The sequence below is a fragment of the Paraburkholderia sp. SIMBA_053 genome (assembly GCF_046534895.1).
Classification (GTDB): domain Bacteria; phylum Pseudomonadota; class Gammaproteobacteria; order Burkholderiales; family Burkholderiaceae; genus Paraburkholderia; species Paraburkholderia caledonica.
In genome coordinates, this window is sequence record NZ_JAWRXU010001127.1 from 1 (window position 1) to 256 (window position 256).

Genomic DNA, 256 nt, shown 5'->3' on the forward strand with positions numbered 1-256 from the left:
GTGGTCGAGACGCAAGGCACCGACGACGACCTGGCGCGCGGCGTGTCGGTCGTCGAAACCACGCTGCGCGCGCATCCGAACCTCAAGGGCATTTTCGGCGTGAGCCAGGTCGGCGGGCCGGCGGTCGCGAAAGTGCTCAACACGCGGGAATTCGGCGCGATGAAGGGCAAGCTCGAAGTGCTCGCCTTCGACGATCTTCCGGACACGCTCAAAGGTCTCAAGGATGGCTACATTCAGGGCATCATGGTCCAGCGCC

1 protein-coding gene is annotated in these 256 nt (G+C 64.5%); it reads left to right on the top strand.

Going from position 1 to position 256, the window contains the following annotated elements; translation table 11 throughout:
• Positions 1 to 256: substrate-binding domain-containing protein (locus SB753_RS39150; RefSeq protein WP_410805429.1), on the top strand; the 256-nt coding region annotated here is incomplete at both ends.